Here is a 26,484-nt window from a genome sequence, read left to right as displayed (position 1 = left end):
TGTTACTCCATGTTAGTGAGTGTTATTGCGTGTCGCTGATTGAGTTTAAATTGCTTTTCTACATCACCAAAATAGCGTAAATAAAGAGCTTCAAGCTCGCCTGATTTTGCGAGTTTTTGCATGCCTTGCTCAAGAAGATCTCTGACTTCAGTGTTCTCTTTGCTTAAATAAAAATAATAGTGACTTGGGTATTGCAGCATAATTTGTGGCGCAATAGCAAAATCAAATGATTGTAATTTGTTAAATTCTGACTCGATAGCCAACACAGAGCGAGGGAAGTAATCACCCAAGCCTGCTTCTAAGGCTTTGAGCATTCCTTGGTAGTCTAACTCGCCATTAACTTTCAATCCATTCGCTTTTAAAATAGTGTAATCAGACCAGCTTTGTTGCTGTAAACCTATAAATGGTTTTAGTTCGTTAAGGTGGGTAATGTGTTTGAAGGTTTCTTGGTCTTCTTTACGAATAATTAATAAGCGTTTTCCATGCAGCCCTTTGTACAAAGGAATTGTTGTTCTAATAAGCGCGTTAGGTTGTCCATAGGGCATTGATAACCATGCAAGAGTTATCGTTTTATTGTGACTTAACTGTTCTATAATTCGCTTATTGTTCATGGGCTTTACGTTATACATTAAGGTGACATCAGCACCCATTACGGCAAAGCTTTTTTCTAAAATTGCATGAATATATTGGTTTTTTGTGGCATCGGTATAATTAGGTTTGGCAAGTTGAATAACAAGTCTTTCGTGAGCTGTACTTGAAAAGCTGAACAGAGCAAAATAAAAAATACACAATAAAATGGCTCTGTTCATGGCTATACTTTTGTTAAGATGACTAAATTATTTAAATTTACACTTTAAAAACATGTACTTGTTGCTGTAAGCGCGATGCTAATGAAGCCAATTCTTGGCTTGCTTGCGCATTTTGCTGAGAGCTTTCGCTTACCAGTGAAATACTACTACTAAACTCGTTAATATTACAACTTAGTTCATTAGCGACAGTGGTTTGTTCATCGGTTGCAGTCGAAACCTGATTATTCATCTCAGCTATTTGAGCCATCTCTTGCGTTATTTCAGCTAAAAGTTGTGATGATCGTTCTGCATATTCAACACTTTGCTTTGCACTGTCATCTGCGTTCCCCATTGCACTAACAGCTTGTTGTGCCATAGATTGTAACTTAGTGATCATGTCATTGATACTTGCGGTTGCTTTTTGTGTATTGTGAGCTAATTGCCTTACCTCGTCAGCAACGACAGCAAAGCCTCGACCAGACTCACCGGCTCGTGCCGCTTCTATTGCTGCATTAAGAGCAAGTAAATTAGTTTGTTCAGCGACACCCTGAATCATCATAACAACTTGATTGATATCGGTTGATTGTGTGTTTAACTCATTGATAAGTTGGGTATTGGCATTGACGATATGTGATAAATGATTGATTGCATCGATATTCTCTTGCACCGACTTTTGCCCAAGCTTTGCAGTATGATCTGTGTGAGATGCTTTTTCTGATGTTGCCAATGCATTTGCCGCGACTTGTTCAATTGCACTACTCATTTGTGTAATGGCGGTCGCTATCATCGCAGACTGATGCTCTTGTTCAGTGGCTGTGCTGGCAACTTGGTCACTAATTGAGTTCATCTGTTCTGCCGCAGAAGAGAGCGTGAGCGTTGCGCTTGTTACATCGTTTACAAGGGCGTGAATGCGCTCCATCATGGCATTAAAATGGTGTGCGGCTTGCGCAATTTCGTCGCTGCCATGAGGTTGTGCGCGAAGTCGTAAGTCGGCATTTTCAGAGATAGAGCCAATTGTTTCACTGAGCGAAAGTAGTGGGTTATGAATCGAACGATAAATGATAAAGGCTATAAATAATAAGAGAATAATAAGTATTATGATGGATGCTGTCATCGCAATACTTACTTGGCTAAAGTCTTTGTCTGCAGACATTTTAAATTTATTTGCCTCAGTAATTTGTAAATCAATTAACCCTTGGTAGCTGGCACTTAGTGGATCAAATACATCATATAACTCTTTGACGAATGTATCTGAAGGGATTGCCTTAAACTCATCATTTTTAACTTGATTCAATAAAGCCGTCAGTTTTTGTTGGACCACAGTTAAGCGCTTTTCTACAACGCTAACGAGCCGCGCCTCTTCTGTCGTAAGCTTTGTACTTAGGTAACTTTGCCATTTTCTATCAGCGATATTCTTTGCTTCAGTAACTGAAGTCAAAAACTCACTTTTAGCTATTTGATTCGCGCGGTACTTATGAAATAAATCAACAATATTAACTGCATAGTTGTCAGACACTGACTTTATCTGCTCAAGTGGGACGACCCTGTCTTCATATAAGCTGTCGATCCCTTTGACCATACTCGACATTATAGACATTGCAAAAAATGAAGTGATCACAAAAACAGTAACCGGTAACAAAGCCAAAACGGCTAATCGCGTACGAACGGTGTAGTTATTTAACATGGTTGGAATACAAACTTTAATAAGGACTTATTATTAAAGCTAATAGAGAAATGTATTTAATCAAGTTTTTGCAATAGTAAATGTGAGAGCGGTTAAATCGAGGATGTACAAGATTGTGACTACTAAAGCTTCAAGTACTAGTTTTAGTTTTGAACTTTAAGTTGCTTATTGCCTTAAATGTACAAAGTATCGCCATCCCAACCTTGAAATATTGCGGGGTTAATGTGGTCTATGGCAGTACTTCCTCTAGGGGACAGTCTCATTTCTCCCTCATAAGCAATATCTCCGGATGCATAATATATTTTGGCAAAGTATTCATCTGGCTCTAAATTTTTATTTTTTGCAATTAAGACAAATACGCCGCCATCCAAACCGCCCACCCAAAATGCTTTATCTGGTACTGCACTTGGTTTTTTCGGCACATCAAGGTCAGTTTGTTGAGCATCGCAAGCACAGAGAAATAACATGATTAACACTAAAAGCAGTATTTTTTTCATTTAACCTCTCCTAACCCTTCTATTTTTAGAGCTTTACTTTTTGGAACATATATGAATACGGCTAAGCTAGATTCATTTGCAGGGCTTTGATTTATTTTTAAGCCGCTTGAGTTAAAAATTGTTGCCCCGCATCAATGCCCATACTGTATCCTGAAGATAATTTGGCAAACGATTTGGTGGTACGGCCGACAGCAAATGTAGGTGGCGGAGCAATAATATCAATATGACAATCACTAGGTGGGTTCATTATAAAATCAATGCTCTGATTGTAGTTTTCGGCACGATGTAACGTGGCCATAGCAAGCGCGGGGTTGTCTTTGTACAAGCGTTTTACAAGCCAGGGGGCTTTTGATGGTTTTTTCTTGTAGCCTAAAGGTTGAGAGAGAATAACTGTTATATCTTTATTACCCATTTCATAAGCTTTTCGAACTGGAATAGAGTCAGCAACACCGCCATCAGCAAGCTGTAGATTGTTCACTATTGGGTATTGACGATAAGCAATAGGCAAAGCACAGGATGCTTTTAATTGCTCTTCGAGGGACTGAGCATGACCTTTTAGGTATTCTGCTTTTCCAGTGTTTATGTTGGTGACAACAATGTAAAACTCAGCGGCTTGCTTCTCAAAGGTTTCTAAATCGAGACGAATATCTCGCATGGTTTCTTTCCATAGCCAATCTAAATCAAATAAATGGCCACCTTTAATAAAACGAACAAAATCGATGAACTCTGGACGGCACGAATAATCAGTAATAACGGCATGGTTACGTTTGTATTGAGCACATAAGTAAGCTGCAATATTTGTCGCTCCCGCCGATACACCATAACATTGTTTGAAAGGTTGATAGTGCGCTTCTAAAAAGGCATCAAGTACCCCTGTAGCAAAAATACCGCGCATAGCGCCGCCTTCTACAACCAGAGCTTTGTTAATTGTCATAATAGCTACCTTGCTTTCAAACTGTTTATACCCAAACCATAGCAAACACAGGCTAAAAACGAAATAGAGTTTTGGCTCTAGTTATAAAAAATTGCATTTTCTCATTTTGCTACAACTAAATAACCATAAATGTGTGTGCTTAAATAATACACATAGGAAAAAAAGAGAAGTAGCTTGCTTATGTAAATGCGCCCCAAGTTAGGCGCATAAATAGAGGGATGATCAGCTTTGGAGTTTTTTCAAAGTATGGGCTTGTTTATTCTCATGGGCATTAAATAAGGTACAAAACACATAACCTGTTATAAACATTAGTATGCTGTATGTAGCGCCCGGAATGGCCATGGCCGAATTATTAATTAAGCTACTGGCGATTAGAATGGCGAGCGTACCATTTTGTAGCCCCACTTCTACCGCAATGCTCATTTGCTGTTTATGAGAAAGGCCCGATAATTTGGCAAAGAATAATCCTAGTAATAGCGTGCTTATGTTCAATGTGAAAGTCGCAATGCCGCTGGCTGCAAAAAAGCCTAACATTTGCTCTGCATTTTTATAGATGATTGCTAAAACAATAATCACTAAAAAGATACTAGAAAAGCGCCGTATTATGGGTTCAATTTTCAAGCTAATTAATGAGTTATAATGATTGAACAGCATCCCAAGGCTAACGGGTAACACGGTTATAATTAGCATTTGAGAGATTGTTTTTATAATAGGTAACTGAAACTCATGACCTGGAACACTAAATTGTTCCATTGCGAAATGCAGTATCAGTGGCAAGGTAAATGGCGAGATGAATGTTGCTAGAGTCGTTAGGCTTATTGATAAAGCAACATCTCCTTTGAATAAGTAGGTATACAAGTTTGATGTTACGCCACCTGGGCAGCAAGCAACGAGTATTAAGCCAATAGCTAGCTCAGGTGGTAAGTTCAAGCTTATCGCTAACAAAAAGGCGACAGCAGGTAAAAGTAATAGTTGGCAGCTTAAGCCTATAGTCAAGGCTTTAGGGCTTATGAACAAAGCCCCAAAATCTTTCTTTTTTAGCCCAAGACCCATGCCAAACATAATGATAAACAGCGCTAAAGGAAGCACTATTTTGGTCATAATATCTATTTGCATGGCAAATCCTTATTGATTGTAGCCTGGGCTTCTTTCATCCAGTAAACGCAATAACGCAGGCCATGCAATTACACCACCAAGCCCCTTTGTGGCTATATCAGTTTGGCCTTGAATACCGTTTATAATGCTACTTGACACTTGCACGAGTTGTTCGGTGTTTTGTGAAGTACGGGTTTGTATGGCGCACGCTGCTTCAAATACATACATAAACAAGAAAGCATCAGCGACGGTTTTTCCTGCTGTTAATAGGCCATGGTTGCGCAGCATTAAGAAGTTGTTATTGCCTAAATCATTCACTAAACGATCTTGTTCAGCAGGGTTCAAGGCAATGCCTTCGTAGTCGTGATAGCTAAGCCCCGAATGAACAACAACAGCTTGTTGGGAAATAGGTAATAAACCTTCTTTGTTGGCAGATACCGCAGTGCCATTAAGTGAATGTGTGTGTATTACGCAATGGGCATCTTCTCGTGCCATATGAATACAGCTATGAATATTGAAGCCAGCAGGATTAACAGGGTATTCGCTGTCATGTAATTTATTACACTGCTGATCCACTTTAATGAGACTCGATGCTGTGATTTCGTGAAACATCATGCCGTAAGGGTTTATTAAAAACTCGTTGTCTGTGCCAGGTACACGCATAGAAATATGCGTAAAAATGAGGTCATCCCAGCCATATAAAGCAACAAGGCGGTAAGCGGCCGCAAGTTCAACGCGAGCTTGCCATTCTTGCTCTGATACTGTGTGTTTTATAGTCATAGTTACTTCCTAAAATGGGACCTTACGAACAATAATGTCTTTAAACATCACCCAGTCGCCAATAAAGCTATAAAAAGGGTGAGTAAATGTGGCGGGGCGGTTTTTTTCAAAAAAGAAGTGACCTACCCAAGCAAAACCGTAGCCGATTAGCGGGCAGAAAATGAGCCAACTGTATTGTTGTTGGTAAAGTGCAGCAAATAAGATAGCCAACACAAACCAGCTGCCAATGAAGTGTAAGCGTCGACATACCTTATTTTTGTGTTCTTGTAAGTAGTAAGGGTAAAACTCTTTAAAGTTCGCGAACTCGCGTTTACTTGCGACGGTGCCCATATTGTTGTCTCCGTTGTTAATTACAGGTTAACAATAGGCTTTTATTTTCTAACTTACTTGATATTATAGGTCATTAAATTGTTTGTTTGAGACACGTATGCGTACCTTATCAAGCTGGTGGCTACGCGCCATGGCTGAGTCATTCAAGTGGCAAGGTTTACCCATCAATGCGCTATTTTCACAAGCTCATATATCGCTGAATGATCTAAGCAGCCAAACAGCTCGTTATCCGCAAGCCAGTGTTAGTACGCTTTGGAAGCAAGCTCAGGCGATGTTGCCTGATATTCATTTAGGCATATATGTTGGTAGTAATATGAATGTGCGAGCCATACCTGTGGTAGGGATGGCGATTATTCAGTCAACGCAATTACTCAGTGCCTTCCGGCTTATTTTACGCTATCAAAAGTTGATGGGTGATACGCATAATGTGTCGTTAATTGATCATGGTTCTGAGTATGAATTGCGCTTTAATTTCAGTGATGGTGAGCGTGATATGTCATTGTTAAGTTACGAGGCACCAATGGCATTTTGTTTGAAAATAGCACGTACCGTAAAAGGAAAAAACTGGCATCCATCGCGTATTTGTTTACAGCGCAAAGAGCATCTTGCTGAAATAAACGAGCATTTTAATTGCCCTGTCGAGTACGGATCCAAAACTCACAGCTTATTTTTTTGTGAGCAAACCGATGCGCAACCATTTATTGCGGGTCAAATCAAAGTTGCTACACAAAGTAATGTGAGTCATGTTTTGCGTATTTTACTTGAAGAGCATTTAACCTTAGGGGAGTGTGGTTGCAAAGATATGGCAAAGGCGCTCAATATGAGTGAAAAAACTTTGCAACGGCGTCTTGCTAAAGAAGGAACTAACTTCAGTCAAGAACTGGCGAATTTAAGGCAACAAAGAAGCACTACACTTTTAGTTGAAACAGACTTATCACTCACTGAAATAGCGTTTTTATGTGGTTACTCAGAAGTGAGCGCATTTTATCATGCATTCAATCGTTGGCACGGAATGTCACCTAAAATATACAGACAACAAATAAAGATGCATGAATAAACCGAGTGCATTGCAGCACTCGGTTTTTATCGCATCCTATTTGTTAAAATTGATAGCTCACACTTGCAGAAATATTACGTCCTGCGCTTTCTAAGCCCTCTAAACTGTCTGATGCTGAGTGGTCAGTAAGGCTACCATGTTGATAGTAGGTTTTGTCGAATAGGTTACGTACTGCGATGTTTAAACTTGCTTGACCAAAGTTAGCGCGTGCTAACCAATCGACTGTCCCATACCCTGGAGTTTGATATTTACCTGGATTTACCTTCGTCATTTTCTTCGCGAAATTAATGATTAAATCACTGCCGTAAATATCCCCTTGGAAAGAGAGACCTAAATTACCTGATAATGGACTAATTGAACTGATGTATTCATCGGTTTCATCATTTTTACCGTCTTGGTAACTGGCATTCAAAAATACAGAGAGTGTGTCCGATGCGTAGTAGGTTGTTGAAAATTCAGCCCCTTTAATCGTTACTGACTCGATATTTTTATACTGATATTGGTCATGAATATAGGCAAGTGAACCATCATTATTGAAAACGGTTTCGCGCTGGGTTAGTTCAGTTGCTAAAAAGTCATCAAACTCGTTATAGAATAAAGCGGCTGATACTGTGAAATCACCTAGGTGACCACGAAGACCAAGCTCATAAGTGTCACTTTTTTCAGGATCTAAGTCATCTGCTGGTAAAACTTCATAAATGTACTCAGCCGTGGGCTGGTTGTAGTGCTCAATGTAAGCTAGGTCGTAGGCAGGTACTTTAAAGCCCTGGCCGTATTGTGCATAAGCACTAAGCATATCATTGATATAATATAGGCCACCTAAATTAAACGAGACATTATGTTCATCAATTTTAGCGTATTCCTCACCATCTGTTTTTAGTACCCCGTTAGGATCCATACTGTAGTAATCGAAACGAGCGCCTGGGGTAATAACAAGTGTGTCGTTTAGTAGTTTGATTTCGTCATTTATGAATATGCCAGCGCGTAAAGTGTCATTTTTAGGGAACTTTTGGCTGGTGTCGTCTTTGGTTGTTTCGCCTTCGACTTCACGATATTCATGCACAGTACGCAAGCTTCCAGTTGTTTCAATATCAACGCCATAACCAAGAGTATGCTGCTTATTTAGTGCTTTACTAGCGTGTGAAATTAAGCCATAAGTCGTTTGCTCATACGTACCTGTTTTCCACATATCACGCATTTCAACAGTGCCGAACATGGGCGCGTTAATATCAAGTAAGGCATATTCTTGGTCGTCTTGGCGATTATTAGTATAGTACGCGTTGAATTGAGCCGAATCCCAAAAAGCATTGCCACTATTGTTATTGTAACTAATGCGGTATGAATCACTGTCTTTTTCAGTTTGGGTATTTTCTTGTGCAATATTATAGCCGTACTGAGCTAATCCTCTGAAATAAGAAAGTAAACCGTCAGCGCTATCACCATTGACATCTTGGCGCCATAAATCCGCTGCGAAGCTAAGATAATCTTGCTCGTTTAAATTGTATTTCAATTTATAAAGTAAGCTTTGAGAGTCAATATCGAACGGCGCATTGTTGCTGTGTTTGGTTTGCTCTTCTTCGCCATCACGAGCGGTAATGCTAAGTAAATGGTCAAAGTTACCGTGCTGAGCATATAGGGTTGCTCCTAGGCTTGCTTGGCTGTCAAGGTCGCTATAACCCAACTTTACACGAGCACCAAATTGCTCATTTTCTGTTAAGTAATCACTCGCATCTTTAGTTGTAAAAACAACGATACCTCCTAAAGCATCAGAACCATACAGGGAGGAGGCAGCTCCTTTAGCGACTTCTACCTGCTTTAGAGTCTCTGTATCGATAAATCCGCGGCCAACAATATCATTCAAACCATCGGCACCATAGCCTTCATTCATGCGCATGCCGTCTTTAATCATCAAAATACGGTCAGATCCCATACCACGCACCTGAATATTTTGTGCTCCACCAACTCGACCAGTGATTTGGATACTAGGGTCATACATAAATAATTGGCTCATATCGGTAACCACTTGTTGCTGGATATCTTCACTACTTAAAACAGAGATACTTGCGGCAACATCTTTTAACGGTTTTTCTGTGCGAGAGCCACTGACAACAATGACTTCTAGATCATCGTTTTTGATATTTTCGTCTGCAAATACAGGCATTGCGGAGCCGGCAATAATTGTCGCGATTAACATGCTAAGCGTATTTGGTTTTGTATAGCGCATGGTTGAGTTCCTTTAGGTGCTTTATTTGTAAACAGCGAGTTGCTTCTTTTTTTGGGGAATAATACGCTTATTGTTGAAAAGATCAATACAAATAATAATTGTTCCTATTTGCATTATTGTAATCTTTCGGTAATTGCCGTACATTTGCTATCGAAGAAATCTAACAAGGTATTAATGTGAATATCCAAATAATCGAACAACTTATGGCTGATGTCTCTGCGCTTTTAATGACACCTGTCATCTTAGTTATATCTGTACTTTTTATTTATGCGTTTTTTGCCGCAGGACGATTTGTCTCTGAATATTTAATCAGAAGAAAAAACCAACTTGCTTATCAAAGAGATATAGATAACAAAGCAGTAAATAACTATAACGGCTTTGATGTTCATAACTATTTTGTGGCAAATCCAGATGCATCAGAAGATGAATTAGAGGTTTTTGCGCTTAAAAAGCTTGAAGTACTCAGAGTTGTCACCCGTATTGCGCCAATGCTTGGCCTTATAGCAACGATGATTCCGATGGGACCAGCGCTAAAAGCGCTGGCAGATGGGAATATTCAAGGCATTAGTGAGAATTTGATCATTGCTTTCGCAGCAGTTATCTGGGGTTTGGTTATCTCTACTCTAACCTTTTGGCCAGCATCAATTAAAAAACGCTGGTGCGCTCAAGAGCTCATTAATATTCGTAAATTAAGAGGGCTGTAATATGCGTTTTTTAGACGAAGATGAAGAATTAAACCCGATTGTGAGTGCCGTAAATTTAGTGGACGTATTTTTAGTCATTATCGCGGCGTTGTTAATTGCTATTGCGCAAAACCCTTTAAGTCCGTTTACAGCAGAAAATGTGACTGTTGTTAAAAATGCGGGTGAGCCAAATATGGAAGTAATTGTTAAAGAAGGCAAAGAAATTAAGCAGTATAAATCGAATGGGGAAATAGGTTCAGGTGAAGGTATGCGTGCTGGGGTCGCTTATAAAATGGCTGATGGTAGTTTTGTTTATATACCTGAAAAAGGCGAAGCCACAACCAGCAGGCAAGAGAGCGGACAATGATGAGAATACTAACATTCCTGTTGCTTTTATTGAGCTCATTAAATACATATGCAGAGCAAAAGCCAGAGGTACTGATCATGATGTCGGGCCACGTGGCTAAATCGAAAGGTGCGTTGCTAACAAGGCTTTCTGAAGATCAGCCGTTTACGTTCACAAATTTTAGTAGTAAAGGCAAAACTGACGAGGAAATAAAACTTGCGTGGCAAAATGCAGATCTGATTTTGCTAGATGGTATTAACCCTGCGCTTTCAAAATATATGTTTACTAAATATCAGCCCTATTTAAGTGAATACCCCAATGTGCCAGTCATTTCACTGGGGGATATGGACAATTCTGCAATGAATACGGGCTTATCTGAGCTGCAGCATACTCGTCTTGGCAGCTATTACAATAATGCCGGTCGCGATAATTACCGAAATATGATGCTTTATATTACCAATGCAATTTTTAAATTATCAGATGTGCCTGCAGAGCCTGTTAAAGTGATTCCAGAGGTTGGTTTATATCACCCTGAGTTTGACGGCCATGTGAGTGCTGACGAAACTCGCTTTTTTAACTGGTTAGATGTTAAAAGTACGCAACCAGTGATAGCGATAGCGGTACATCGCTCTGTGATTGATTATGAGCAACAGCAAGTCGTAGATGGGTTAATTTTTGGGCTCGAAAATAAAGGAGCAAAAGCATTTGCATTCTTCTTTGAAGGGAATGACGAGGCGCTCACCTACCCAGAGTTACTGACAGATGAAACTGGTTCTCGGGTTGACCTAATAATTAATTATCGCTCTTTGCATTATGTAGAAAAACGCCGTGCTGAGTTTATGAAAATAGGTGTACCTGTGATCCATGCTCTTAACTACACCGATGGCGATGAGCAAGCATTTGACCAAGATCATACGGGTGTATCACCTTCACTGACTCCGTTTTTTTTGGTCATGCCAGAAGATACAGGAAGTACCGACCCAATCATTATCGCAGCAAATGATAAAGGCCGCAAAGTGGCTATTCGTTATCAACTTGATGCACTGATTGAACGTGCATTTAATCACGCGAACCTTGCACATATTAATAATGCGTATAAAAAAGTCGCTACTTTTATATGGAATTACCCGCCAGGAGAGAAAAATATTGGCGCTGCTTTTTTAGATGTTCCAAGCTCAATTGCTAATATAGCAAAAGCCATGCAAGCAAAAGGTTATCAAGTTAAGCAAACTGATACAGCAAGTTTAGTCGAGCAAGCGGGCAAATTATTGCGGCCGTATTATCGTGGTGAAGATGCCGAAATGCTTGTTGAAATGGGGCTTGCTGATTATTTACCACTCACTACATATCAAACATGGTTTGATACACTACCTAATGAAGTGACTCAACCTATTATTGATAAGTATGGGCAGCCCAATGAAAGCGCTATGCTGAGAATGCATAACGGACAAATGATGTTTGTGATTCCACGTATGGAGTTAGGCAATATGATTGTGCTGCCACAAGGTGTGCGCGGTGAGACAGCCAAAGAGCATGCGGCCCAGTATCACAGTACAAAATCGGTTATAAATCATAGTTACTTGGCTATTTATTTATATGCACGTGACGTATTTAACGCTGATGCAATAGTGCATTTAGGCACGCATGGCTCGCAAGAGTGGTTAAGTGGCAAAGAGCGGGGCTTATCGGTTTATGATGCTCCTAATTTGGCAATCGGTAATATCCCTGTTTTCTATCCATACATTATCGATAATGTGGGAGAAGCCATGCAAGCAAAGCGTCGTGGACGTGCCACCATGATAAGCCATCTAACTCCAGGTTTTGCAAAAGCGGGCTTATACAGCGAAGTTGCAAAACTGAATGAGCTGATCACCAACTATTTAATGTTGGATAATGGGCAAACAAAATCAAATACGCAGCAAGAGATAATTAAGCTTGCTAAGCAGTTGAATATGTTAAAAGATCTAGAGCTCGATGACGCGACACTCACCGCTCAATTTGCCAATAAAGTGACTATACTACAAGATCACCTCAATACACTTGCGCAAATGAGTCAACCTCTGGGTATTCATACATTTGGCGAACTACCCGTTGATGCACACCTTTACACCACTATTTTGCAAATGCTGGGTGACGAGTTTACGCAAAAAGCGGGTGAATTTGAGCGTGAAATAGGTATAGCAATAGCTCCCTCTGAGCGTGAAGATGAGCGTAAAGTAATAAAGTTACAAGCCTTAGATGGTTTTCAGTTGCTTGCTCGTGTGCTTGGCGATAACCCTGACTTTGTCATTCCTCTACCATTACAAAGCGATATCACTTTAGCTAAAGAATATTGGCAAAACTTTCATAAGAGCGAAGAAATATCAGGGTTGTTGAATGGTCTTGATGGTCAATATATTCCTGTTAGCCATGGTAATGATCCAATTAGAAACCCGTCAGCAGTGCCCACAGGACGTAACTTAATTGGTTTTAATCCCGCTAAAGTTCCGTCTAAAGAAGCGTATGAGGCTGGGGTGAAAATGTTGGAGCAAACAATTGCCCAGTATCAGGCTGAACAGGGGCGTTACCCTAAAAAGCTCGCTTTTTCATTATGGTCACTTGAAACCATGCGCCACCAAGGCGCGTTAGAAGCACAAATTCTTCATGCCATGGGTATTAAGCCAAAATGGAATAAGCAAGGCAACATTGTTGGAACAGAGATTATTCCTTACTCAGAACTTGGTAGGCCACGTATCGATGTGGTGGTCTCAGCAACAGGCTTATACCGTGATGCATTTCCTAACGTCATGTTATGGATTGCAGAAGCGATAGATAAAGTTGCAAAAATGAAAGAAGACAATAACTTTGTGTATCGTCACTCAATGTCTTTAAAGCAAAATTTATTAGACCAAGGGAAAAGTGAAGAAGATGCAGACTATCTCTCATCATTGCGTATTTTCTCTAACGAAACCGGTGCATATGGAACTGGCCTAGCTGGTGGAAGTCTTGCATCTGATACTTGGCAAGACGATAGTAAACTCGCTAATTTGTATCTTGAGCGAATGGGCTTTGGTTTTGGTAAAGACGAAGCTCGTTGGAGTGAAAACCTGTCTGACACGGGCTTGTATAGTAAGGTGTTGTCTGGCACTGATGGAGTGGTCTTTTCTCGTTCGAGTAATTTGTATGCGTTAATGACTAATGATGATCCGTTTCAGTATTTTGGCGGCATAGGCTTGGCTGTACGTCATATTGATGGAAAAACGCCACAAATGTATGTCTCTAACTTGCGGCGTAAAGGTGATGAAAAAGTACAGACGCTCGAACAGTTCATTAGTAATGAGATGCGCAGTCGCTATTTCCACCCTCGTTGGATAAAAGCGATGCAAGATTCAGGTTATGCGGGGGCCACAGCGATGCTAGATCGTATGAATAACATGTGGGGCTGGGAAGTAATGACACCTGAAGCCGTAAGAGATGACCAATGGCAAGAATTCTTCGAGGTCTATGTTGATGATAAGTACCAAATGCAAATGCGAGAATTTTTTGAGCAACATAATCCAGAAGCATTAGCGCAGATGATTGAACGTATGCTGGAGGCTGTTAGAAAAGGCTATTGGCAAGCCTCGCCTGAGACCTTACAGAAACTGCTTGAAACATATACTGAGATAGCTAATCAGCATGATGTTGCTACAGACAATCAAACCTTTGTTGATTACGTGAAAGAGCAAAATGCTGGTTTTGGGCTCGCTCCCTTAATACCTAATCAAACAGCCGATATAACCGCAAACTCCAGTGCGCAAACACAGCAGGTGAGTGGTCAAAAGCTTGAACAAATAGAGCAAAGTGAGCCTTTCGAGACTGATTACAAGTTATGGTGGTTGCTCGCTGGTATTTTCTTCGCTGGAATGGCAAGTCCATTCTTTTCACGAAGAGCTGTGTAATACATTGATTAGGCAAAGTAATACGTGATAGAGCGTATTACTTTGCGTTAATAGTGAATTTTCTGTCTTCTTTATTGCAATAAATAAAATAGCGATTGCTAAACAATCAGTTGTTATCTAAAATTAGCCCGTAAGGATTATATATACACGAAAAACACTATCAAAGTATGAGGCTTGCTTAATGCGAAACCTATCGCTACGCACTATTTTTATTAGTTTTGTATTAATCGCATTATTTATTGTTACGGTAGTCAGCGCCTTAATCAATACGAGTCAATTTTCTAAACTCTATTATCAACAAACCGAAAAACAACTCTTACCTGATGCGGTAGGCAAGGTTGCCGCACAAATTGATGCGCAAATGCGTTATCCAATCTCAGTGTCACAGTCATTGGCAGAAAATCAAATGCTACATACTTGGATGACCGAAGGAGAGAAGCGCTCGCCTATTCATCAGCGTGTAATGTCATACTTTGCTGACTTACAAAAGAAGAGCGGTGCATCATCGGTTTTTTGGGTGAGCAGTGATTCGATGAGTTATTACACTCAAGAAGGCTTTTTTAAGTCAATTTCGAGTAGTGAGCCACGAGATAGTTGGTTTTTTGATTTTTTAAATTCAGATAAACGCCAAGTCTTAGCTTTAGATGTGAGCGAGCAAGGCGGTCACCTGACTCTATACGTTAATACCTTGGTAGAAATTGCGGGTAAGCGCCTTGGCGTTGCGGGGCTTGGCTATGATATTTCAGATATCTCAAATATTGTTACTTCACGTAAAATTGGTCAGCAAGGTTACTTATTTTTAATTGATGACTCTAAACGCATTATTGCTCACGAAAATGATGCATTTATTGGTAAGCAGATTTCAAATATTGCATCTTTAAGTGCGTTGCAAAACGTAACAAGTAGCAAAAGTGATGAATTTTCATTATCCCAAGCTGAATTAAATGGTCAGCAAGTATATGCCGGTGTAATGCCAATTACTGGTATGGGGCTGACTTTGGTTGCTGTGCAACCGAAAGAAGAAATTTCGAGCGCAATCAACGCTGTCGTTCTTATGTCAATTTTAGTGAGTGTGGTGCTTGCCGCTGTTTTTCTGATCCTTACTTTGTATTTTGCTAATTGGCTGAGCACTAAAATACGCCGTGTGGGTGACGAGTTGTTAGGTATGGCAGGCCAAGGGGGGGATCTAAGTAAACGTTTAGACGACAGTGTTGATAACGAGCTAGGTCATCTTGCTAAAGGCTTCAATGCTATCATAGGTAAAGTTGCAGAGCTGGTAGATGAAATTAGTGTGACTGAACGAGCGATGCGTAAAGGTATTGAAGAGTTGGCTACGTTTGCTAATAAAACATTTGCTGCAACCGAAGATCAGCGTGCGCAAACAGATCAAGTTGCAACTGCGATTACAGAGATGGGCCAAACTATCAATGAAGTGTCTGATATTGCTCATCGTACAGCAAGCGACACCGAAGAAGCGGTAAAAGAAACTGTTGAAACGAACCATAGTATGGCCACAACAGCTAAAACAATGACTGAACTGAATGAAATTTTGCTCAATGTTGATAAAAGTATTGGTGAGTTTGCAAGCCAAGCTGCGGAAATAAACTCCGTGGTTGAAGTGATTAACGCTATCTCTGAACAAACAAACCTATTGGCATTAAATGCGGCGATTGAAGCGGCAAGAGCGGGTGAGCAAGGGCGTGGGTTTGCGGTCGTAGCAGATGAAGTACGTTCTCTTGCAAAGCGTACTCAAACTTCTACCTCGGAAATTCGCGAACAGGTCACACGGTTACAAAGTTCTTCACTTCAATCTCAACAAGCAATCGCAGAAGGAACACAAAGTAGTCAAAAAGTGACAGAGCTCACTCAGGTTGCTGTATCTGCATTGCAATCAATTCAACAAAAATTTGAAGTTATTAGCCAAGGGAATCATCAAGTTGCAGCAGCAACAGAAGAGCAGGGTACGGTTGTTGAGCATATTAATCAATCAGCTCACGACATTTCAGACAGTGCAACATCAATTCATGACAATGCTGAGCAACAACAGCAGGGTACGCAAAGCTTGTTATCGCGTGCACAGCACTTAAAGGACTTAGTGAGCCAGTTTAAGGTGTAAAAATTTTAAAACTGACAGTGAAATTACTCAGCAATTTCTTCTATGCGGTTACGACCATTTTGCTTTGCTCTGTACAGTGCTTTGTCGGCCATAATAAGAGTATGATCAGCTTCGCTGTGTTCATTAGGTTGGCATGAGTAAATACCAAAACTTAATGTCAGTAACGAGCTTACTTTAGAATTAGGGTGTTCAATTGCTAGTTGTTTTATCGCTAGCTGTAATTTTTGGCAGAATAATGAGGCTTCTTGCTTATTAGTGGCGGGGAGAATAATAGCGAACTCTTCACCACCGTATCTGGCTGCTAAGTCTCCTGGACGCTGACAATTTTCTTCAAGCGTTTTAGCAACGAGCTTTAATGCTTGATCACCTTGTTGATGACCTAGCGTATCGTTATATAATTTAAACGAGTCAATATCACACAGAATTAAGCTTAGCGAGAGTTCACTACGTGCACAGCGTTTTAATTCCTGTTGTAGGGTAGAATCGAGCTGTCGACGATTAGCAATTTCGGTCAGACTGTCTCTATAAGCTTGCTCATGCAGCTCTTTATTAGCTGTCAGTAACAGCTTTTGTATCTTTTCAAGTTTATGTTTATATTGCATATTTTTTAATGCATTTGTGATCATGTCGCCGACTAGTTTTATTCTTAACAAATCCGTTTGAGACCATTGACGGGCTTTACTAACGCAGTCACAACCAATGAAGCCAAATAATGTTTTCTCGACGACTAAGCCAATACATAAAACAGATTGAATCCCCTCGTTAGTAAACTCTATTTTTTCTGCGCTGGCTTCAGGGGGTAATTCAGCTGTGTTTGATGCGTTAAAAATATGCTGTGTGTGCATTTGCTGGAAAAAATAAGGTAAAGAGTCTTTTGGGATATTCTGAAGGTGTTCCTTAAAGGGTGTGATACCGTCGTTTACCCACTCGTAGGTGTTACTCATCGATAATCCGTCATCACTAAATTCAAAAATGTAAGTACGGTCAGCATGGCAATTTAAGCCTATTGTTTGCAGTGCCTTCTCTATTTGCTGACTCATATTTTCGTTTTGGATATCGATAAGTTCTGTTGAAATCTGAGAAATCAGCTCATCGAAGTCTTGGCTTTGAGCTTGGCTAGGTAATGTACGAGGCTCACACACAGTGATATAAAGATAATCACAAAGTGTTGCAAATTTTAGGTCAAGCAGTTTGGCTGAGTGAGTATGTCGGTTGGTTAGCGTTACAAACAAGGGATGTGTGTTGTACGAACTTGGCAATAAGTCGGTAATGCCCAGAGATTCGCTGCTTAGCGCGTTATTAAGTGCAAGATGAGTTAGGTTGAGTTCATCTGAGCTTAGTTGCTCTTCAATTGAGAATAGCGACTGTGCCGGTAAGTTAAAATAGAAACGATTGTGATGCTGATCAAACATGATGATAGCTATCGGTAATGCAGCGAGAGTCTGCCATGTTTGCTCAATTGAACTCATTAAAAAACGACCTAAAACCAATACACGGTATAAGGTTACATATTTTAACAAAAAATTGATATAAAATTTTCTTTTCTCTTGATTTGAAAGCTTAAAATCCTCGTAAATTGAGCGATAGGTAAGTTTTTAGTGCGTTTAGTGGCGTCACGTATTACAATTGCGACTGTATATCATTACTCTTTTTCCAGCGAATAGGTTTTTCTTTTCTTCATGACAGATATTACGACTCACCAAGCATCTAGACGTCGCTTGTTAATTGCGTTAGCCATTACTTGCTCGTTTATGGTAATTCAGATCATTGGTGCGTATTTTTCAAACTCGTTAGCAGTGCTTGCTGATGCAGGGCATTTGTTTGTCCATAATAGTTCTTTATTCATCGCCTTAATAGCGTCGTCTATGGCGATACATTTTGCCAAAAACTTTAATGATGGCTATCAACGTGCAGAACTAACAGGCGGTTTAATTAACGGCATTTTATATTTAAGTATCAGCCTAGTTATTTTATATGAAGGTGGAGAGCGATACCTACACCATAATGAAGGTAATCATCTCGAAATTAATAGTTATTTAATGTCTGTTATTTCAGCTATTGGCTTTTTATTTCATGGTGCCGCAGCTTGGGTTCTTTATAAAGGTCGAAAAGCGAGTATCAATGTATACGCCGTATTTCTTCATTCGTTTTTTGATTTAATTTCAACGGTTTCAACTTTCTTTGCAGGAATTTTGATTTACCTTACTGGCTGGGCTGAAATCGATATTATTTCAAGCATGCTAATTGCTTCTTTCGTTTTATTCACGGGAGTTAAAGTAATAATACGTTGTATCAAAGGCTTAGCTGAAAATAACAGCAAACTGCCTAATGTGGTAGACGTTGAAAAAAGCATTGCCTCTATTGAACATGTTGAAAATGTGCATAATGTCACGGTTGTTCGTCAGGATAACGTTGTCATTGTTGGCGCGCATGTCGTGTTAAAACAACATTGTACAGTAGAAAAACATGATGAAGCGTGTCGTCTAAAGGTTGAAAAGCTTTTACTTTCGCGCTTTAAAGTTGCGAAAAGTGTCTTACAAATTGAAAGTCATGAATGCCACCCTATTAATTAAGGTGGCAAATTACCTCTTTTTCTTTTAATTTAAAGGTATCACTATAAGATAGGGTACCGCCTTTGCTAGTTCATAAACCGCCGTATTTTAGCTTTTTAGCTGCAGTGCTGTTAGGAGCCGTTGCGGGTGTAACTAATCTACTCCCTATTTTTTTCTTAGATAGTTCCGAATTTTTGCTTGGGCAGTTTTTTGTCATCTTAAGCTTACTGCTATTTGGTTGGCGATTTGCACTTATCACATTTGTAATAAGCACAGGCTTTATTTTTTATCGTTGGGGGCATGCTTGGCCTTCAGTTGTATTTGCCCTTGAACTAATTTTTTTGCACGTTTTCTGCTTGAGTAAAGCTCGGCCTGTATTCCTTCGCGGTATGATATTTTGGTTTATAGTCGGCTTGCCTTTGCTTTGGGGCTTTGGTCATTTCATATTGGGTTTACCTATTTTGACTATTGCGATTGCACTGGCAAAATACTGCCTCAATGCCGTAATTTACTTGTCAGTCATTGATTTATTGAGTTTCTTTTTTAGTCGCTATTCATGGCATAAATACTACTCGTCGTTATATAAAATACTGAATTATGTTGTCACTTTACTCATTATTTTAGTGGTTATTTTAACGTCTATTGTGTTAACCAATAATCATTATTCACGCATAGAATATGAAATAAATTCTCAACTTTACGAAAAAGCACAAGAAATATCGCAAACCATAGATACTCATTTAGAGCATCATAAAAAAGGTGTTCTTTTAACTGCTAGAAGTATAGCTTTGGGGGCGCCTAAGCAAGCAAGCTTAGAAAGTATGGCGCAGTTATACCCTGATTTTAGAACGCAAATCGTTACAAATGCAGTTGCAGACGTGACTCACTTTTTCCCTCAATCTTTAGCAATTAGTCTGGAGCAATCTATGATTCGGCCCAATGTTGCAGACAGGGATTACTTCATTAATGCACCAAATAATAGACAAGGCTATGTGTCTTCTATTTTTAAAGGGCGTGGGTTTGGTGCGCTTCCTATCGTGGCCGTTTCTGCCCCCATTTATATTGAAGATACTTTTATAGGGGTTGTTGAAGGCTCTTTGATGTTCGATTACTTCTCAAGGCTAAGGCCAAGTTTATTCAGCCATCAAGGTGAATTAGTCGTATTAGATTCAACAAACAAAGTGGTCTACAGCTCACTGGATGATTTTGTTGAATTACAGGAAATTACGGACGATGAGTTGAGTGGATTTACAGATGAAACCCGTTTTAAGATGTTCAACCCAGATAACGAACAGCAGTTTTATGCCCGTGTAGCACACTCATCAGAGAATAGCTGGGTTGTGTTGACCATGCTTAATCGTAAGTACGCTAACAATGTTGCGGTGCATGCTTGGGGGCAATCGATTGTTATGATTGTGTTTATTATTTTATTAACCAGTATTTTTATAACTCAGTTAAGTCGTTGGTTAATAAAACCTATTTTAAAATTAGCAGAACAAATCGATAAGTTTGAGCCTGAACAAGCAAATACAGATACCTATTTACCTGATACTTGGCTTGAAGTAAGTAGGTTACAATCACAATTTTCTAATTTAGCGAATAAACTGACACTGAGCTTTAGCCGCCTACGTCAAGTGAATCATGAAAATGAGCATCTTAACAGCAAGCTAAAGGATTTTAATGCGCAATTGGAACGCCAGGTTAGTGATAAGACGAATGAGCTGGTAAAGGCTGTAAGAGCAGCAAATCATGCTAACAAAACAAAATCGCAATTCTTAGCCAATATGAGCCATGAAATAAGGACGCCGTTGAATGGCATTTTAGGCATGACGCAGCTACTTTTAGACAATGAAACCTTACCAGAAAAAGAACGCGAAGAGCTGACAATGGTGCATCAAAGTGCCAATAATTTATTATTGATTCTTAACGATATTTTAGATTTTTCAAAAATAGAAGCAGGGGCGCTAAAACTGGAATGTCGTGCTGTGGAGGTGAAAAAGCTACTACATAAGTTAGCGCAAGTTTTTAGTAATACCAGTGTGAAGCCTAACGTTTCGTTTGCGCTTGATATATCAGATGATATTCCCGATTACATTAGTTTAGACCCGCTTCGCTTTAGCCAAGTTATTAATAATATTTTAAGTAATGCGGGTAAATTTACCGAATCCGGTGAAATTACTTTGTCTAGTTATTACAAAAATGGCACGCTTGAAGTATGTATTCGTGACACGGGCATTGGTATTTCACCCGATCAACAGGCTAAGCTTTTTACTGAATTTACTCAGGCTGATATTTCTACAACACGAAAATATGGTGGTACTGGGCTTGGTTTAACAATTTCAAAGCGCATTGTGGAATTAATGAACGGTGAGCTGAAACTTGAAAGCGAACAGGGTAAAGGCAGTGTGTTTACACTTTGTGTACCTGTTCAAATGAGTGAATCCACGCTTGTAGATAATCAATCTGCTCAGAAACCCGAGCTACAAGGTGTGAATGTACTAATAGTTGAGGATAACCCTGTGAACCAACTTGTACTCAATAAAATGATGCATGAAACTCAGTGTACAATTAAGCAAGCCAGTGATGGCGTAGAAGCACTTAAAGCCTTAGAGAGCTTTGTGGCAGACATTATTTTAATGGACTGTCAGATGCCGCATATGGATGGTTATCAGTGTACTCAAGCGATTAAATCTGAGCCAGATCGTTATGGCAAAGCAGTCATCATTGCTATTACCGCAAACGCTTTTGAAGATGATCAAAAGCGTTGCCTTGAAGCGGGAATGGATGATTTTATTTCTAAACCAATTAATAAAGATGAGCTGTATCATTGTTTAAATAAGTGGTTTAAAGCGCGTTTAAACGGCCAATAATCGCTTCAATTGTGGACTCTTTATTAAGCTCATCTACCAGCATGGGCTTAGCAAAATAATACCCTTGTAGGTCTTCACAACCCATTTTTTCTAAGAACTTAATTTGTTCTGTGGTTTCGACACCTTCAGCAATACAATAAAGCCCTAAATTTGTCGATAGCGCATGAATGGTTTTGATAATTGACTCGTTACTTTTATCTTGGCCAATGTTACGCACAAAGCTTTGATCTATTTTTATCACATCGATAGGAAATTGGCTTAAATAGGTTAATGAAGAATAACCTGTCCCAAAGTCATCCAGTAACAGTTTAAAACCCGCATTTTTTAATTTTTGTAACTGCTTTGACGCTTTTATTTTATCCTCAAGTAAGGTGCTCTCAGTAATCTCTAGACGCAGCTGAATTGGTTTTACCAAATGATTATTCAGTATCATCAATAAACGCTCAGTGAGGTTTGACTTCAAAATATGCACCGGTGATAAGTTTAACGACAAATAAAAGCGAGGGTTTGCCCGTAAAAGAGGTTTGAGCTCTGTTAAAGCGCGATCAAGGGCTTGCTCTGTTAAAACATCAATTAAACCGATTTCTTCAGCAATAGGAATAAATTCGGCGGGGGAGACAAATCCTTGCTCGTTTTTCCAGCGCATTAAAAGCTCAACACCATTGATAGTTTTAGTCCTTGCATTAACAATCGGCTGGTAGTTATTAAATAACTCGTCATCTTTGAAAGCATCTTTAAGTGCATTTTCGAGTAACAACTTCTTAGTTAGCTGATTATTCATTTGCTCTGTGAAATACTTAAAGTTGTTACGCCCAGACTGTTTTGCATGCATCATTGCAATATCAGCGTTTCGAATTAAGTCATCCGCCGTTGTCGCATCAAATGGATACAAAGCAACGCCGATGCTGGCCGATATATTGATAGAAAAATCTTCAATAACCACTTTATTACCTAGTTCATCGGTGAGTGACTTAACTAAAGTACTTAGGCTCTGAGGCGAGTGTAAGTCTTGCACTAGCACTAAAAATTCATCACCACTTTGACGGCCTATTATCGCATTGTCAGGTAAAATGAGATCAACTCTTCTGGTGATGTTGCACAGTAACTGATCGCCCACGGCATGGCCAAAAGAGTCATTAACAGGTTTAAATTTATCTAGATCGATAAATAACAAAGCGGCTAATTTATTCTCTTTACTGGCATTATCAATACACGTATTTATTTTAGAATGCATTAACGTACGATTAGGTAAACCTGTTAAAGGGTCGTAGTTAGCAAGGTATCTAAGCTCATCTTCGGCACGTTTTTGTTCAGTTAGATCTGATATTACGATAACGTAGTAATTAATCGTTTGCTGATCTTTTGCGACTGCTGTGACACTTATGTGAACAGGGTGCGCAGGGCTTTTCAATGTACGGATAAACGCCTCAGTTTTCCAATTTTGCTTGGGTTTGAGAGTTTTTAAAACGGTTAAAAATTCAACGTAGTGCGCTTTTCCTATCGCACCTAAGAAGTCTTTTAAGCTCAAATCAGCAATATTACCCGGTGTGGCAAAGGCTTCGCTGAAACTCGCATTAGCTGAAAATGGCTTTAATTGACTATCTAAAATAAGCAACCAATCGTTTATTTGGCTAAAAGCTTCCCCAAGCACGGCTGCTTGTTGAGCATTTGCTTTTTGCTCAGTTATATTAGTGTAAATTCCCGATATTTTAAGCGGTGTATTATTATCATCCGCCTCAACTACGCGGCCAAGATCTTGGTACCATAGCCATTGACCTGTTTTGTGTTTTAAACGGTAGGTTACATTCCACTGTTGTTGGTTAAGTTGTTTAGAAAAAGATTCCCATTGATTGATGAATAAGCGTCGATCATGAGGGTGAATGAGGTTTAAAAACTCGGTGAGTTTAATTGTATCTTCATATTCTTTATAACCTAACTCAGCCGCTATACGGTTATTGTGTATAGTCATTTTTTTAAGGTTAGCTTCCCAAACGCCACTATTATTGCTACTCAATGCAAGCTCAGTTTGTTGCTGGGATTTTACGATTTCATCATGCGCTTTTCGGATCGTTTGCTGACGAGCACGATACTGCCAAAAAATAATAAATAAAATAGCCAAAACAATCACCGTGTAGCAAGCGATTGCAAGCGGTGAGGACCACATTGCATAAGCAACGTTGAACTTTAACTGGCGGGTTGTAGTGTCAGCGTTAGTTAGCTCTGAAGTAGATGAAACCGACAATACATAATCACCAGGAGGAAGCTTTGTAAAAAGTACCTTATTGGTCGTTAGTTTATCGTACTGTAATGACGTAGGTCCTTCTAAAGTCACCTTATATCGTGTGGTGTCTTTATTTAATGTGTCAAAGTTAGAAAAAGTGACCTCTAGGCCTATATCATCTGCGGTGAGTTGCAGCGCATTATCAGCGTATTTATAGGGGTGATAGTTAAGCTCTCTTGATAAGAGTGAGACACTGGTAATTTCAACTGAGTTTTTCTGCGAACTGATTGGCGAAGACAGAAAATCTTCTGGCGAAACAAGTAACACGCCACGGGTTGAACCAAATGCAATTTGCCCATTGGCGAGTGTTGTATCTGCATCTATATTAAATTCATTAACGGATAGACCGTCTCGGATAAAATAACGATCTAACGCAAATGAGCTCAAATCTAAACGATATAAGCCGTTTTGAGAGCTAAACCATAAAAACCCAAAACGATCTATTTGAAGCCCAAAAACTGATTTAGCTTGAAGGCCTGAGCTCTGATTGATTCGATGCTTTATTTCATAGGTTTCAGCGTCTAAGCCAATTAACCCTTCATGTGATGAAGCCAGCCATAACACATTGTTGTGATCGATGACCCAGTCATCTACTAGAAAAAATGCTAAAGGGTTATAGTTTTCTACTTGATATATTAGCGTTAACTTTTCTGTCGATTCATTGTAACGATAGAGCTTACCGGACATATTCAGAACATATTCATCAGGGTAATTAGGTAACGGTTTTAAAAATGAATTTGCATTGATTATATCTACTTGCTCTTTAAGCCCTTTGATGACATTTAATTCGCCAGTTTTGCCGTTATAAGTGTAAAACTCATCATTTGTTATAAAAGCAAATTGATCAGGCTTTATAACGTGAAAGCCCCAGCTAGGCTCTGTTGATAAAAATGTCGTTGTTTTTTCACTGCCATTAATGGCTATTGTCTTGCCTGTTTTTTTGTCAAACAGCGTCAAGCCAACATACTTCATTAGCCATAGGTAACGGTTATTATCATCTAGTTGTGCTTTGGCAATACCATAAATACCATGCTCACCATGAAATGCTTTTTCGTCATTATTTACTAAGTATGCAGTGGTTTTTTTAGTTAACTGGTTGTATTTCATTAAGCCGTTATCGGTACCAATCCAAAGGGTGTTATTGTCATCTTGGACAATAGACCAAATGTTATTGTCGTAATAACTTTGCTCATTTTTTAATTGAATATGCTTAAAACGTTTTGCCAGAGTAGACCAAGTAAATACCCCTTGTGAGCGCGAAGCAAGCCAAAGAAGGCCTGTTTTATCTACCATTACATCAGGTATGGTGTTATCGGTCATGTTGAATTTGCTTTGATCGAAACGTAAAACAAACTCAGCGCTCAATGTTTGCCGATTAAATTCAAATAAGCCCTTTTCGGTAACGATGTACTCACCAAAAGGACTGTTTGTATAATCCCATATATTGAGCGTAGGAATGAGTAGTTTAGCTTTATCAAATTCAAGTAATTCCCTGCTATCAAAAGGGATGTTATACATTCCTTCCACAGTTCCGACTAGCAGCCCTAACTGTTTATCGACATGTAAAAATTTGACATTTTTGTTGTCATCGTTAATGGTTTTTTGATCTGCCAATGGAATATACGAAATATGCTCATCAGCGAGATTCTTAGAAAACAGCCCGTTAGAGGTACCAATAAATATAAAGTTTTCATGAAGCTTTAGGGAGCGAATAATGTGCTCTTGTTTATTGATTGAAAATTCATGTAAAAACTTTTTTGATTGCTTATGGTACGAGTAAACATGTTGGTTTATAGCAAAAAAGTAGTCGTTATCACTTTCATCTAAAGCCAGTATAGGAGAGAAAAAATTATCTTCAGGGTTTAGCTTTCCTGAATAGATTTTTTCAACATGCAAAGATTTTGGGTCAATTAAAAAAGCCCCTGAAAACTCGGTACTTACAAATAGTTTTCCATTGTTAGTTTTTGCCATGAAGGCAATTTGTCGCTGATCGAGTATGTGCTCTCCTGAAAATGGAGACACTTGGTAACCATCATAACGATTTAAACCTTGATAAGTACCAATCCATATAAAACCGAGATCATCTTGAACAACTTTAGTAACAGAGCCTTGAGTTAAGCCTTCATCTGTTGAAAGTCGCTGAATTTGCAAAGCATAGTTTTGCGCATTCGCAATGTTAGGGAATACTAATAGGATAAAAATGAAAACTAAGAGGAAGTGTTTAGGCACCGAATGTTGAACCCTAAATTATTATTTGCACAAAACTTTTAGTAAAATATAGCACAAATATGCACGTAATTAACGAGTAAGAGAAGATAGTTTAGCAC

The 26,484-nt window shown here is 39.3% G+C and carries 17 protein-coding genes; 7 read left to right on the top strand and 10 right to left on the bottom strand.

Translation table 11 applies throughout. The features are described 5' to 3' along the window. Window positions 1-2 precede the first annotated feature (2 nt). The 7 genes from L3V38_RS08450 to L3V38_RS08420 form a co-directional block, all read right to left on the bottom strand. The gene (locus L3V38_RS08450) at window positions 3-809 is read right to left on the bottom strand and encodes a transporter substrate-binding domain-containing protein (protein ID WP_130152379.1); all 807 of its coding nucleotides are present in this window, start codon (window positions 807-809) and stop codon (window positions 3-5) included. 37 nt (window positions 810-846) lie between these two features. Continuing rightward, a complete protein-coding gene (locus L3V38_RS08445; RefSeq protein WP_237119079.1) occupies window positions 847-2,472 on the bottom strand; it encodes a methyl-accepting chemotaxis protein in 1,626 nt (541 codons plus the stop codon). 173 nt (window positions 2,473-2,645) lie between these two features. Further along, window positions 2,646-2,969 (bottom strand): hypothetical protein, encoded by a 324-nt coding sequence (locus L3V38_RS08440; RefSeq protein WP_237119078.1) that lies wholly within the window; start codon window positions 2,967-2,969, stop codon window positions 2,646-2,648. A 97-nt stretch (window positions 2,970-3,066) separates the two neighbouring features. After that, window positions 3,067-3,903, bottom strand: coding sequence for a patatin family protein (locus L3V38_RS08435; RefSeq protein ID WP_237119077.1), 837 nt, complete (start codon window positions 3,901-3,903; stop codon window positions 3,067-3,069). 222 nt (window positions 3,904-4,125) lie between these two features. Further along, a complete protein-coding gene (locus L3V38_RS08430; RefSeq protein WP_237119076.1) occupies window positions 4,126-5,019 on the bottom strand; it encodes a bile acid:sodium symporter family protein in 894 nt (297 codons plus the stop codon). 9 nt (window positions 5,020-5,028) lie between these two features. Then, window positions 5,029-5,778, bottom strand: coding sequence for a class II aldolase/adducin family protein (locus L3V38_RS08425; protein WP_237119075.1), 750 nt, complete (start codon window positions 5,776-5,778; stop codon window positions 5,029-5,031). Between the two features lie 9 nt (window positions 5,779-5,787). Then, window positions 5,788-6,108 carry a DUF962 domain-containing protein gene (locus L3V38_RS08420; protein WP_062567566.1) on the bottom strand — a complete coding sequence of 107 codons (321 nt, stop codon included), beginning with the start codon at window positions 6,106-6,108 and terminating at the stop codon, window positions 5,788-5,790. 97 nt (window positions 6,109-6,205) lie between these two features. Between L3V38_RS08420 and L3V38_RS08415 the strand changes: the two genes are divergently transcribed. Continuing rightward, complete coding sequence (locus L3V38_RS08415) at window positions 6,206-7,165, top strand: AraC family transcriptional regulator (RefSeq protein WP_237119074.1); 960 nt, start codon at window positions 6,206-6,208, stop codon at window positions 7,163-7,165. A gap of 43 nt (window positions 7,166-7,208) precedes the next feature. Here the strand turns inward: L3V38_RS08415 and L3V38_RS08410 are convergent, their stop codons facing one another. Next, window positions 7,209-9,389 carry a TonB-dependent hemoglobin/transferrin/lactoferrin family receptor gene (locus tag L3V38_RS08410; protein WP_237119073.1) on the bottom strand — a complete coding sequence of 727 codons (2,181 nt, stop codon included), beginning with the start codon at window positions 9,387-9,389 and terminating at the stop codon, window positions 7,209-7,211. 176 nt (window positions 9,390-9,565) lie between these two features. Here L3V38_RS08410 and L3V38_RS08405 point away from each other — a divergent pair, with 176 nt between their 5' ends. From L3V38_RS08405 to L3V38_RS08390, 4 genes are all read left to right on the top strand, one after another. Continuing rightward, window positions 9,566-10,093, top strand: a complete 528-nt coding sequence (locus L3V38_RS08405; RefSeq protein WP_130152365.1) for a MotA/TolQ/ExbB proton channel family protein — start codon at window positions 9,566-9,568, stop codon at window positions 10,091-10,093. Window position 10,094: 1 nt separating this feature from the next. Further along, window positions 10,095-10,439: a DUF2149 domain-containing protein gene (locus tag L3V38_RS08400; protein WP_237119072.1), complete on the top strand. Its 345-nt coding sequence runs from the start codon at window positions 10,095-10,097 to the stop codon at window positions 10,437-10,439. Continuing rightward, window positions 10,436-14,338, top strand: a complete 3,903-nt coding sequence (cobN, locus tag L3V38_RS08395; RefSeq protein WP_237119071.1) for a cobaltochelatase subunit CobN — start codon at window positions 10,436-10,438, stop codon at window positions 14,336-14,338. The genes L3V38_RS08400 and cobN overlap by 4 nt, the downstream gene beginning before the upstream one ends. A gap of 181 nt (window positions 14,339-14,519) precedes the next feature. Continuing rightward, entirely contained in the window at window positions 14,520-16,454 is a 1,935-nt protein-coding gene (locus tag L3V38_RS08390; RefSeq protein ID WP_237119070.1) for a methyl-accepting chemotaxis protein, read from the top strand. Window positions 16,455-16,477: 23 nt separating this feature from the next. On the opposite strand, the gene L3V38_RS08385 is transcribed toward L3V38_RS08390, so the two are convergent. Then, window positions 16,478-17,923: a sensor domain-containing diguanylate cyclase gene (locus L3V38_RS08385; protein WP_237119069.1), complete on the bottom strand. Its 1,446-nt coding sequence runs from the start codon at window positions 17,921-17,923 to the stop codon at window positions 16,478-16,480. 210 nt (window positions 17,924-18,133) lie between these two features. Here L3V38_RS08385 and L3V38_RS08380 point away from each other — a divergent pair, with 210 nt between their 5' ends. Beyond that, entirely contained in the window at window positions 18,134-19,027 is an 894-nt protein-coding gene (locus tag L3V38_RS08380; RefSeq protein ID WP_237119068.1) for a cation diffusion facilitator family transporter, read from the top strand. A gap of 62 nt (window positions 19,028-19,089) precedes the next feature. After that, the gene (locus L3V38_RS08375) at window positions 19,090-21,876 is read left to right on the top strand and encodes an ATP-binding protein (RefSeq protein ID WP_237119067.1); all 2,787 of its coding nucleotides are present in this window, start codon (window positions 19,090-19,092) and stop codon (window positions 21,874-21,876) included. On the opposite strand, the gene L3V38_RS08370 is transcribed toward L3V38_RS08375, so the two are convergent. After that, on the bottom strand, window positions 21,851-26,386 hold the full coding sequence (locus L3V38_RS08370; protein WP_237119066.1) for an EAL domain-containing protein: 4,536 nt from the start codon (window positions 26,384-26,386) through the stop codon (window positions 21,851-21,853). The genes L3V38_RS08375 and L3V38_RS08370 overlap by 26 nt on opposite strands. Window positions 26,387-26,484: the final 98 nt, after the last annotated feature.

This window comes from Pseudoalteromonas sp. L1, assembly GCF_021728095.1.
GTDB lineage: Bacteria > Pseudomonadota > Gammaproteobacteria > Enterobacterales > Alteromonadaceae > Pseudoalteromonas.
The sequence above is the reverse complement of the archived record's forward strand: the minus strand, read 5'-3'. Positions and strand labels throughout refer to the sequence as shown.

What these genes read in the sequence shown, in the direction of transcription:
- L3V38_RS08450 (WP_130152379.1), bottom strand. Translation starts at nt 809, where the DNA reads ATGAACAGAGCCATTTTATTGTGTATTTTTTATTTTGCTCTGTTCAGC.
- L3V38_RS08445 (WP_237119079.1), bottom strand. Translation starts at nt 2,472, where the DNA reads ATGTTAAATAACTACACCGTTCGTACGCGATTAGCCGTTTTGGCTTTG.
- L3V38_RS08440 (WP_237119078.1), bottom strand. Translation starts at nt 2,969, where the DNA reads ATGAAAAAAATACTGCTTTTAGTGTTAATCATGTTATTTCTCTGTGCT.
- L3V38_RS08435 (WP_237119077.1), bottom strand. Translation starts at nt 3,903, where the DNA reads ATGACAATTAACAAAGCTCTGGTTGTAGAAGGCGGCGCTATGCGCGGT.
- L3V38_RS08430 (WP_237119076.1), bottom strand. Translation starts at nt 5,019, where the DNA reads ATGCAAATAGATATTATGACCAAAATAGTGCTTCCTTTAGCGCTGTTT.
- L3V38_RS08425 (WP_237119075.1), bottom strand. Translation starts at nt 5,778, where the DNA reads ATGACTATAAAACACACAGTATCAGAGCAAGAATGGCAAGCTCGCGTT.
- L3V38_RS08420 (WP_062567566.1), bottom strand. Translation starts at nt 6,108, where the DNA reads ATGGGCACCGTCGCAAGTAAACGCGAGTTCGCGAACTTTAAAGAGTTT.
- L3V38_RS08415 (WP_237119074.1), top strand. Translation starts at nt 6,206, where the DNA reads ATGCGTACCTTATCAAGCTGGTGGCTACGCGCCATGGCTGAGTCATTC.
- L3V38_RS08410 (WP_237119073.1), bottom strand. Translation starts at nt 9,389, where the DNA reads ATGCGCTATACAAAACCAAATACGCTTAGCATGTTAATCGCGACAATT.
- L3V38_RS08400 (WP_237119072.1), top strand. Translation starts at nt 10,095, where the DNA reads ATGCGTTTTTTAGACGAAGATGAAGAATTAAACCCGATTGTGAGTGCC.
- cobN (WP_237119071.1), top strand. Translation starts at nt 10,436, where the DNA reads ATGATGAGAATACTAACATTCCTGTTGCTTTTATTGAGCTCATTAAAT.
- L3V38_RS08390 (WP_237119070.1), top strand. Translation starts at nt 14,520, where the DNA reads ATGCGAAACCTATCGCTACGCACTATTTTTATTAGTTTTGTATTAATC.
- L3V38_RS08385 (WP_237119069.1), bottom strand. Translation starts at nt 17,923, where the DNA reads ATGAGTTCAATTGAGCAAACATGGCAGACTCTCGCTGCATTACCGATA.
- L3V38_RS08380 (WP_237119068.1), top strand. Translation starts at nt 18,134, where the DNA reads ATGACAGATATTACGACTCACCAAGCATCTAGACGTCGCTTGTTAATT.